Source organism: uncultured Lamprocystis sp. (genome assembly GCF_903933125.1).
Lineage (GTDB): Bacteria > Pseudomonadota > Gammaproteobacteria > Chromatiales > Chromatiaceae > Thiodictyon.
In genome coordinates, this window is sequence record NZ_CAIZIZ010000323.1 from 1 (window position 1) to 9041 (window position 9041).

Here is a 9041-nt window from a genome sequence, read left to right on the forward strand (position 1 = left end):
AGCGCCGACCCAGACCCCCGAGGAAGCCGCCGCCGCCGAGCGCCGCCGACAGCGGGCGAAGACCAAGCGCGCCTTGAAGGCGGCCGGATGGACCGCGGCCGAGGTTGCGGCCGAGTTGGTCGCCCTGGAGTCCGTCCAGACGTGAGCGGTACCGCCGCCTGATCCCCACCGAGCCCGCCCTGTGCGGGCTTTTTCATGGGCGGATGGGTCAGTTGTCTGACTGGCCTGTTTCGCGCGAAACGGTCTCGGAGCCGATTCGCCGCGCCCGACCCTGGACGGGGACCCCCTCGCGAAGATCGACGGGTTCGGCTACCACCTGGCCCGGCCAGCGGCAGAGTGTCAGGTTGAACCCTTAGACCCGTACGGATCATGTGTCAGGTAATGCAGAACTTATCCTATCCTGACACTTTTTCAGCCCTAGCTTGACGCCTTGCTGGGGTATACCCAAACCTGACACCCACGCGGAGCCGGTCAACCTCGCGGAGCCCGGCCGGTTGATCCTGGCACCGCTCCACGGTGAAGGCGTCCACCTGACCGGCCAGAGCCCCAGGGCGAACCCGCCGGCAACGCTGGACCGGGACCCCTCGCGGAGCCGGTCAACCTCGCGGAGCCCGGCCGGTTCGAGGTTGGATCGGGGAGCGTGCCTGTTCCCCTCCCGGAGTCCGAGCCGGCCGCGGCAGAGCCCCAAGGCGAGACGGCACCGGACACCCGGCAACGCTGGATCGGGACACCCTCGCGGAGCCGGAGCCCGGCCGGTTGATCCTGGCACCGCTCCACGGTGAAGGCGTCCACCTGACCGGACAGAGCCCCAGGGCGAACCCGCCGGCAACGCTGGACCGGGACACCCTCGCGAAGGTCCTCGCGGAGCCGGGAGCCGGACACCCTCGCGGAGCCGGAGCCGGAGCCCGGCCAGATGACGAGGTTCAGAACCGACAGATTGTCGGTTCTGAACCTGGTACCGCTCCACGGGGAGGGGGCACGGGCGTTGATCCCGCCGACCATACTCAGGGTCCGGGGTTGTCCCGTGCGGTCTATCTTGTGGGGCGCGGCCCTTGATACCCTACCGTTCAGCGGCCCGACGAGCGGCAAAAATCACCCTAGCAGGATGCACTTTGTGGGTAGATTTGTGGGAAGGAACCGATTCAGCTTTTTAAGCTACTGAATTTAAATCGTCTTTTTTCTTGATTGGCGGAGAGGGAGGGATTCGAACCCTCGATAGGCTGTTAACCTATACACACTTTCCAGGCGTGCTCCTTAAGCCACTCGGACACCTCTCCGGGGGTGTTTCGCGCGCGTTTGCCTGCAGCATCCGGATTGCGACCGCCAGCCTGTGGCAGGGGGACAGTCAGTTTTCCGAAACGCTCGCGAGCCGAAGAAGATACAGTAATATCCGTGTCCTTTCAATCCACCGATTGATTTCTTGATTTCTTCCGCGACTGGTGGCGTAGCGCGCCGTCCACCGTCAAACGTCCATCCGACCGGTTTTCCGACCATGGCACCACAACGCCCTGTTGCTCGCCCGACCGCCGCCGCGTTGGCGGACCGACACCGCCTCTACGAGCGCGCGGTGCAGAGTCCCCGCGCCGAGGTGGATTTTGTCGACCGGACCTACCGGTTGCTGCGCGGACGCAGTGCCCGGTGGCTGCGGGAGGATTTTTGCGGGACGGCCGCGGTCTGTTGTGAATGGGTCAGGCGGCGTAAGACCAATCGGGCCTTCGGGGTGGACTTGGACCCGGAGGTCCTGGCGTGGGGCCGCCGCCACAACCTGGCAGCACTGCCGCAAGCGCAGCGCGTCCGGGTCGAGCTGCTGGAGCAAGACGTGATGCGTGCCGCCACCCGGCCTCTGGATCTGGTGCTGGCCATGAACTTCAGTTATTGGCTGCTGTGCAGCCGCGCCGCGCTGCGCGCCTATTTTGAACAGGTGCGCGCGGCCCTGGCACCGGGCGGGGTCTTTTTTCTCGATGCCTACGGAGGCTATGACGCCTACCGGCTGATCATTGAGGAGCGGTTGATCGAGGACCCCGAATTGGGCCGCTTCCGCTACCAGTGGGAACAGGCTCACTATGATCCGATCAGCGGTCGTCTGGTCTGTCACATCCATTTCAGCTTCGAAGACGGGTCCCGTCTGGAGCGCGCCTTCACCTACGACTGGCGGTTGTGGTCGCTGCCGGAGATCCGGGATCTGTTGGCCGAGGCGGGATTCTCACGGGTGCTGGTTTACTGGCAGGGGTGGGATGCGCAGGGTCGGCCGGATGGCCGTTTTGAGCCGGTGGAGTCCGGGGAGCCGGATGCCGGTTGGATCGCTTATCTGAGCGCCGAGCCCTGAAGCGCAAGCCAGGTGACGATGAACTCCGCGACCGCGTCCGGATCGTCCAAAGGCAGGCGCGGCGGCGGGTGGTCATCGGCGGGCAGATCGGCGTCCGTCACGACGGCGATAATCGCCGGATCGCGCGGGTAGAGCGGCGGCTCGCCGACCGCGGTGCGATGGATCTCGATTTTGGGGTAATCGGCGTATTTGAAGCCCTCCGCCAGCACCACATCCAATTGGTCGAACGCGAAGCGGCTCAGCAGTTCGCCCAGGTCGGGGTCCGTGCCTGGCGTGCGGTTCTCCACCTGCAGCGCCCAGCGTTGCGTGGATGCCAGCAAGACCTGATCGGCCCCGGCGGCACGGACCTCGAAGCTGTCCTTGCCCGGGCGGTCCAGGTCGAAAGTATGGTGCGCGTGCTTGAGATAGCCGACGCGCCAGCCGCGGCGCTTCAGGATCGGAACCAGTTGCCGCAGCAGCGTCGTCTTACCGGTGCCGCTGGGCGCGATGAAGCCGATGACGGGGATGGGGTAGGGAGGCATAGGCGATCATGATCCTGAGCGTTGCCGTGTGATTCTAGGCGATTACCGGAACCTTTAGTCGGTCCCGGCGAGATTGGTCCCGAATTTGGACATTTCCCAGGCCGCGCCCCACAATGCGCATCTCGATCGCGGACACCGGCCCGGCTCCCGGGCGGCCCACCGCGACGCGACCATCACCGTCTCCCCCAAGCATCCGGTCTCTAACGCGGGCAAGCCATGGCTCAATACATCTACACCATGAATCGGGTCGGCAAGGTCGTGCCGCCCAAACGCGTGATCCTGCGCGATATCTCCCTGTCTTTTTTCCCTGGGGCCAAGATCGGCGTCCTGGGTCTGAACGGCTCGGGTAAATCCACGCTGCTGCGCATTATGGCCGGGCTCGACACCGAGATCGAGGGCGAGGCGCGCCCCCAGCCCGGGATCAAGGTCGGCTTTCTCCCCCAGGAGCCGCACCTGGACGCGACCAAAGACGTTCGCGGCAATGTGGAAGGAGCGCTCGGGCACATCAAGGACGCATTGACCCGGCTCGACGCCGTTTATGCCGCCTATGCCGAGGTGGATGCGGACTTCGATGCACTCGCCAAGGAACAGGCGGAACTCGAACACCTGATCGAGGTCACCGACGGCCACAATCTGGATCGTACCCTGGAGGTGGCCGCCGAGGCGTTGCGACTGCCGCCCTGGGATGCGGCCGTGGCCACCCTCTCCGGCGGCGAGCGGCGGCGGGTCGCACTCTGCCGGCTGCTGCTCTCCAAGCCGGACATGCTGCTGCTGGACGAGCCGACCAACCACTTGGACGCGGAGTCCGTCGCCTGGCTGGAGCGCTTCCTGCTCGAGTACCCCGGCACCGTGGTTGCCGTCACCCATGACCGCTATTTCCTGGATAACGTCGCGGGCTGGATTCTGGAGCTGGATCGGGGCCACGGCATCCCCTGGGAGGGCAATTACTCCTCCTGGCTGGACCAGAAGGAGCGGCGGCTGGAGCTGGAGGAGAAGACCGAGGCCGCCCGCGTCAAAACTATGAAGCAGGAGCTGGAATGGGTGCGCGCCAATCCCAAGGGGCGTCACGCCAAGAGCAAGGCGCGGCTGGCGCGCTTCGATGAGTTGCAGTCCACCGAGTTCCAGGCCCGCAACGAAACCAACGAGATCTATATCCCGCCGGGTCCGCGGCTGGGCGACCTGGTGATCGAGGCCGAGGGCCTCAAGAAGGCCTTTGGGGACAACCTGCTCTACGACAATCTGTCGTTCAGCCTGCCCAAGGGCGGCATTGTCGGCATCATCGGCCCCAACGGCGCGGGTAAGACCACCTTGTTCCGCATCATCAACGGGCAGGAACAGCCGGATGCCGGCACCTTGCGCATCGGCGAGACCGTGCAGGTGGCCTGCGTGGACCAAAGCCGGGATGCCCTGGACGACAGCAAGACCGTCTGGGAGGAGATCTCCGATGGCCTGGACACCATCATCGTGGGCCGCTACGAGATGCCGTCGCGAGCCTACTGCGGGCGCTTCAACTTCAAGGGATCGGATCAGCAAAAGCGCATCGGCGACCTTTCCGGCGGCGAGCGCAACCGGGTCCATCTGGCCAAACTGCTGAAGAGCGGCGGCAACCTGCTGCTGCTCGACGAACCCACCAACGACCTGGACGTGGAAACCCTGCGCGCCCTTGAAGAGGCGCTGCTGACCTTCCCCGGCTGCGCGGTGGTCATCAGCCATGATCGCTGGTTCCTGGACCGGATCGCCACCCACATCCTGGCCTTCGAAGGTGACTCCCAGGCGACCTGGTTCGAAGGCAATTACGCGGACTATGAGGCCGACCGCCATCGCCGCCTGGGCACCGACGCGGACCAACCGCATCGCATCAAATACCGGCGGCTGTCCGCCTGAGGATGCGATGCCGACGCCACACGCCCCGGGTGCCCGGTTGGGACGCGCCCTGTCCCACCGTCAGGATCACGGACAATCCGATTCGTGGCGGGCAACCATGGATCCGTGGCTCATCGCGCTGTCGGCGGGAGCGGCCGGGGCCCTGATTGCCGCCGGGTTGCTCTGGTATTGCGACGGCTCCGCTGTCGCACGGATGGTCGCGGGGGGTGGTCGCCTGGCGCTGATCGTCGCCCTGGTGGCGGTCGCGGGCTTGTGTGCCCTGCTGCTCATGGTGCGGGGGCGTTCTGTCGCCCGCACCGCACGCGCTGACGGTAGCGATCTGCGAGCGGCTGGCGAGACGCTGCGCGCTGTCCTTGGTGCGATGAGTCAAGGGATTATCCTGGCAGACCCGGAACTGCGCGTACGGGTGTTGAATCCGGCCGCGGAGATGCTGTTCGGGCGTCTGAGTGACGAGGTCTTGTCGCTCCCGGTCCAGGTCTTGATTCCGAGTCTTGCGACCGGCGCCGAGACCGAGATGGCCTCAGGGGAGGACGCGGCGGGTCCGCGCGTGCTTCATTGCAGCGGTCTGCGTCGGGGTGGCGAGGCGTTTGCACTGCGACTGCTGTTGCGCAATCTGACCCTGGAGGGCGAGTCCTGGCTGTTGATCATGGCCGAGGATCTGGCCGAGAGTGAACGGGCAGAGGCGCAGATCGACTATCTTGAGAATCACGATGCCCTGACCGGCCTCAATAATCGACGCACGCTGGAGCGACTGATCGGTGCGGCGGTCGCCGATCCGGACCGTGCAGCGCAGCCGCACGCACTCTGTCTGATCGATCTGGATCACTTCAAGCTCATCAATGGCACTTGCGGACATGCCGCGGGTGACAAACTGCTCAAACAGCTTGGCCAGATCATCTCCACCAAGCTCGGCGGCGCCACCGCCCTGGCGCGCCTGGGCGGCGACGAGTTTGCCGCCTTGTTTGTCGGCGAGGCCGTGGCAAGCGCCGAGTGTGTCTGTGCGGATCTGGTGCGCACCGTACGCAGCTTCCCGTTCACCTGGCGAGAGCGGACCTTTGATGTGTCGGTCAGCATCGGGCTCGTCAACTTCGCGCCGGCGGAGGGTGCGCTCAGTGCTTTGGGGCGGGCGGATATCGCCTGCCAGGTCGCGAAGACGCGCGGCGGCGATCGGCTGCACCTCTTCAGTCCCGAAGATGTCAACGCCATTCGCCGACTGGGTGACGTGGCGCTCATCTCGACCATCGGACGTGCGCTGGAGGAAAACCGCTTTCGCGTGATGGCGCAGCCGATCAAACCATTGCAGGTCGCGGGCGCTGCGATGCACTATGAAATCCTGGTGCGGATGCAGGACGATCAAGGACGTTCGGTGGCCCCGAACCATTTCATCCCGGCCGCCGAGCGCTATGTCCTGATGCCGGCGGTGGACCGCTGGATTCTCGCCCACGTCCTCGGACGTCAGGCCGAGCAACTGCGGGCCTGGCACGAGCAACACCCCGAGCAGTTCATGCTCGCCGTGAATCTCTCCGCCACGACCCTGGTCGATGAGGGATTCCTGCCCTATCTCAAGCGCCAGTTCAGCGACTACCGGGTGCCCTATCAGGCGATCTGTTTCGAAGTCACCGAGACCAATGCCGTCTCGGATCTGGGCAGAGCGCGCGCCTTCATGCAGAGCTTGTGCGATCTGGGCAGTTCATTTGCCGTCGATGATTTCGGTACCGGCTTCGCTTCCTACACCTATGTCAAGTCACTCCCGGTGCGTTACATCAAGATCGACGGGAGCTTTGTGCGTAATCTGGCTAACGACCCGGTGGATCGGGCGGTCGTCGAGTCCATCAATCATGTCGCCCATGTGCTTCAGCTCCAGACCATTGCTGAATGGGCCGAAACACCCGCGGCAGTCGAGATCCTGCGCGACTTGGGAGTCGATTTCGCCCAAGGCTACGGGGTCGGCCCGGCGGTGACCCTGGATGACCTGCGACTGCACCGCAGTCTGGGGACCACGGGATGATCCCGGGGCCGGGAGCAGAGTAGATATAGCCATCGGACGTGATAACCGGACGTCGGGGCGGGTTTAAAACCCGCCCCTACACCCAGGGTCTGTCCGGATATCAGGTAAGAAGGCTATAGCGGCGTCTCGGTCGTTGTCGTTGTCGTTGTCGTTGTCGTTGTCGTAATCGGAGAAGCGATTCAATTTGGGCATGAGCAGCCCGATGTCTATCGGGATGCGCTTCGCTACTTGTTTAATTTATTAGTGAAATTTTTCTAAATGATCGACCCAGCACACCTCAGCGCCCGCTTCGACGCCTTATTCGATCGGTTGGAACGTCTGCTGCCCGAGCCGCCGCGTCCGACCGATTGGGAGGCCACGGCTTTCCGCTGGCGCATTCGCAACGGTCGCGGCCAACTGGAGGCCCTCCACGCGCCGCACCGGCTGGATCCGGCGGACCTGCTGTGCCTCGATCGCCAGAAGGCCGAGATCGAACGCAATACCCGCCAGTTCATCGCCGGGTATGGCGCCAACAACCTACTTCTGTGGGGCGCGCGCGGGACCGGCAAATCGTCCCTGATCAAGGCCGTTTACAACGCCTTCAAGCACCAGGGCCTGCGGTTGATCGAGGTGGACAAAGAAGACCTCAAAGACCTGCCGGACATCCTGGATCTGGTGCGGGAGCGTCCGGAGCGCTTTATCCTCTTCTGTGATGACCTCTCATTCGAGGCCGGCGAGCCCGGTTACAAGGCGCTTAAGGCCGCGCTGGAGGGATCGATCAGCGCCACCCCGGACAACCTGCTGATCTATGCCACCTCCAACCGCCGCCACCTGATGCCTGAATTCCAGTCTGAGAATCGTGACGCGCACATGGTCGACGGTGAATTGCACCAGGGTGAGGCGGTGGAGGAGAAAATCTCGCTCTCCGACCGGTTCGGGCTCTGGGTCAGCTTTCACCCCTTCACCCAGGCACAGTACCTGACCCTGGTCCGCCATTGGTGTGGGCGTCTGGGGACAGCCCCGGCGCAGTGGGCGCCGGTCGAACAAGCCGCGCTCCAATGGGCCCTGCGGCGCGGTTCCCGCAGCGGGCGCACCGCCTGGCAGTTCGCGCGTGATTGGGCTGGGCGGGAGAGCGGCAGTCTGAACCAAACGGAAATCCCCGTCTGATCTTTCGTGGAGACCGACAATGGGCATGTTTGATTCGCTCTATATCGACCTTGATGGAACGGAACACGAGGTGCAAACCAAGCGTTTCGATTGCAGTCTCAGCGCCTATCGGCTGGGTGATTGCATCGACGGCGCCAGGCCCGGCGTGTGGGTGTACTTTGATGAGCTGGACATCGATGCCGCCGGCAAGCTGGTCTACGGACGCTCCGACAACGCGGTGCGGTCACTCACCCTGTTCGTCGTGCTGGTCAATGGCATCTTTGTCGAGTACAGCGTCAGCGACGGCCGTCTCGATCAGGTCGCCATCGAACAGCGAATTCGGGAACTGCGTGAACGCTGGAGCGACTCGGCGCGGGTGACCGACTTCCTGGTCGGGGTAGTGCGTGACAAGCAGCAGGTCATCGAACGGCTCAACGCACGCATCGCCCATGCCGGCGCCGCAATCGCCAGCGCCAGGCGCCTGCTTGCCGGTGAAGAACTGAAAGGCGTATTTGGCCTAGTGCGCGAGGAAGACCAACGGCTGACCCGCGGCGATGACCCGTTGGACGTCGTGGAATGGGCGCTCGGCTGCGACACCCTCGGGTGGGGGCTTCGCAGCGGGGCTGGTGCGACGGCTGACCCGTTGGAGGACTATCGGCTTTGAGTTGAGTTACACTGCATTCACATCGCGGTATTCCGGAGCAGCGGCAGAGTACGCCACACCGACGGTTTCCGCCGCACCTAGACAGACTTTCCGATGCGACGGTCGTACCCGGTGCTCGCAGATGAACTCCTGCGCTGAAGCCCTGTATTTTCTCCGTAATTGTCCAAACACGCAGATGGATGGTGACAATGATGGTGAACCCTGTGAACAGCAATGGTGCAATTAGACCAATGAAGGGCCTAACGAGAAGGATGGTCGAGGCTTTAGCCGGACGAGAACAGGCTGGATGCGACGGCGACCGGCCATGGCGCCCGCGCTACCCCGAAACATGAAAGTCTTCTCGACTGCTGTCGCGACTGCCAGCGTGCGAGACTGCGTAGTCAGGGCTTCCAGCCCTGACCGTTCCAGTCCCGACGCCGTCAGGCCAGGATAGCCTGACGACGCACTTTCACGGTAAAGCCCTGGACTCCGGGCATGGCGTCAGCCCGCGCCGGCTTCCCCGCTCTGCGCCGC

The 9041-nt window shown here is 64.1% G+C and carries 7 protein-coding genes and 1 tRNA gene; 6 read left to right on the forward strand and 2 right to left on the reverse strand.

The features are described 5' to 3' along the window. Positions 1 to 1186: 1186 nt before the first annotated feature. A tRNA-Ser gene (locus QZY03_RS16680) sits at positions 1187 to 1277 on the reverse strand. 215 nt (positions 1278 to 1492) lie between these two features. On the opposite strand from QZY03_RS16680, the gene QZY03_RS16685 reads away from it, so the two are divergent. Continuing rightward, on the forward strand, positions 1493 to 2326 hold the full coding sequence (locus tag QZY03_RS16685) for a class I SAM-dependent methyltransferase (RefSeq protein ID WP_295583006.1): 834 nt from the start codon (positions 1493 to 1495) through the stop codon (positions 2324 to 2326). On the opposite strand, the gene mobB is transcribed toward QZY03_RS16685, so the two are convergent. Then, a complete protein-coding gene (mobB, locus tag QZY03_RS16690; protein ID WP_295583008.1) occupies positions 2305 to 2847 on the reverse strand; it encodes a molybdopterin-guanine dinucleotide biosynthesis protein B in 543 nt (180 codons plus the stop codon). The genes QZY03_RS16685 and mobB overlap by 22 nt on opposite strands. Before the next feature lie 216 nt (positions 2848 to 3063). On the opposite strand from mobB, the gene ettA reads away from it, so the two are divergent. From ettA to QZY03_RS16715, 5 genes are all read left to right on the forward strand, one after another. Further along, complete coding sequence (gene ettA, locus QZY03_RS16695) at positions 3064 to 4731, forward strand: energy-dependent translational throttle protein EttA (RefSeq protein WP_295583010.1); 1668 nt, start codon at positions 3064 to 3066, stop codon at positions 4729 to 4731. Positions 4732 to 4828: 97 nt separating this feature from the next. After that, a complete protein-coding gene (locus QZY03_RS16700; RefSeq protein ID WP_295583012.1) occupies positions 4829 to 6739 on the forward strand; it encodes an EAL domain-containing protein in 1911 nt (636 codons plus the stop codon). 258 nt (positions 6740 to 6997) lie between these two features. Then, positions 6998 to 7885 (forward strand): ATP-binding protein, encoded by an 888-nt coding sequence (locus QZY03_RS16705; protein ID WP_295583014.1) that lies wholly within the window; start codon positions 6998 to 7000, stop codon positions 7883 to 7885. A gap of 19 nt (positions 7886 to 7904) precedes the next feature. Continuing rightward, on the forward strand, positions 7905 to 8528 hold the full coding sequence (locus QZY03_RS16710; RefSeq protein WP_295583016.1) for a hypothetical protein: 624 nt from the start codon (positions 7905 to 7907) through the stop codon (positions 8526 to 8528). Continuing rightward, the gene (locus tag QZY03_RS16715) at positions 8419 to 8754 is read left to right on the forward strand and encodes an excalibur calcium-binding domain-containing protein (RefSeq protein ID WP_295583017.1); all 336 of its coding nucleotides are present in this window, start codon (positions 8419 to 8421) and stop codon (positions 8752 to 8754) included. Before QZY03_RS16710 ends, QZY03_RS16715 begins: the two co-directional genes overlap by 110 nt. Positions 8755 to 9041 lie beyond the last annotated feature (287 nt).

Bases quoted from the DNA above. Each gene is read 5' to 3' on its own strand.
- QZY03_RS16705 (WP_295583014.1), top strand. From the start codon at position 6,998: ATGATCGACCCAGCACACCTCAGCGCCCGCTTCGACGCCTTATTCGAT.
- QZY03_RS16710 (WP_295583016.1), top strand. From the start codon at position 7,905: ATGGGCATGTTTGATTCGCTCTATATCGACCTTGATGGAACGGAACAC.
- QZY03_RS16700 (WP_295583012.1), top strand. From the start codon at position 4,829: ATGGATCCGTGGCTCATCGCGCTGTCGGCGGGAGCGGCCGGGGCCCTG.
- QZY03_RS16715 (WP_295583017.1), top strand. From the start codon at position 8,419: ATGACCCGTTGGACGTCGTGGAATGGGCGCTCGGCTGCGACACCCTCG.
- QZY03_RS16685 (WP_295583006.1), top strand. From the start codon at position 1,493: ATGGCACCACAACGCCCTGTTGCTCGCCCGACCGCCGCCGCGTTGGCG.
- ettA (WP_295583010.1), top strand. From the start codon at position 3,064: ATGGCTCAATACATCTACACCATGAATCGGGTCGGCAAGGTCGTGCCG.
- mobB (WP_295583008.1), bottom strand. From the start codon at position 2,847: ATGCCTCCCTACCCCATCCCCGTCATCGGCTTCATCGCGCCCAGCGGC.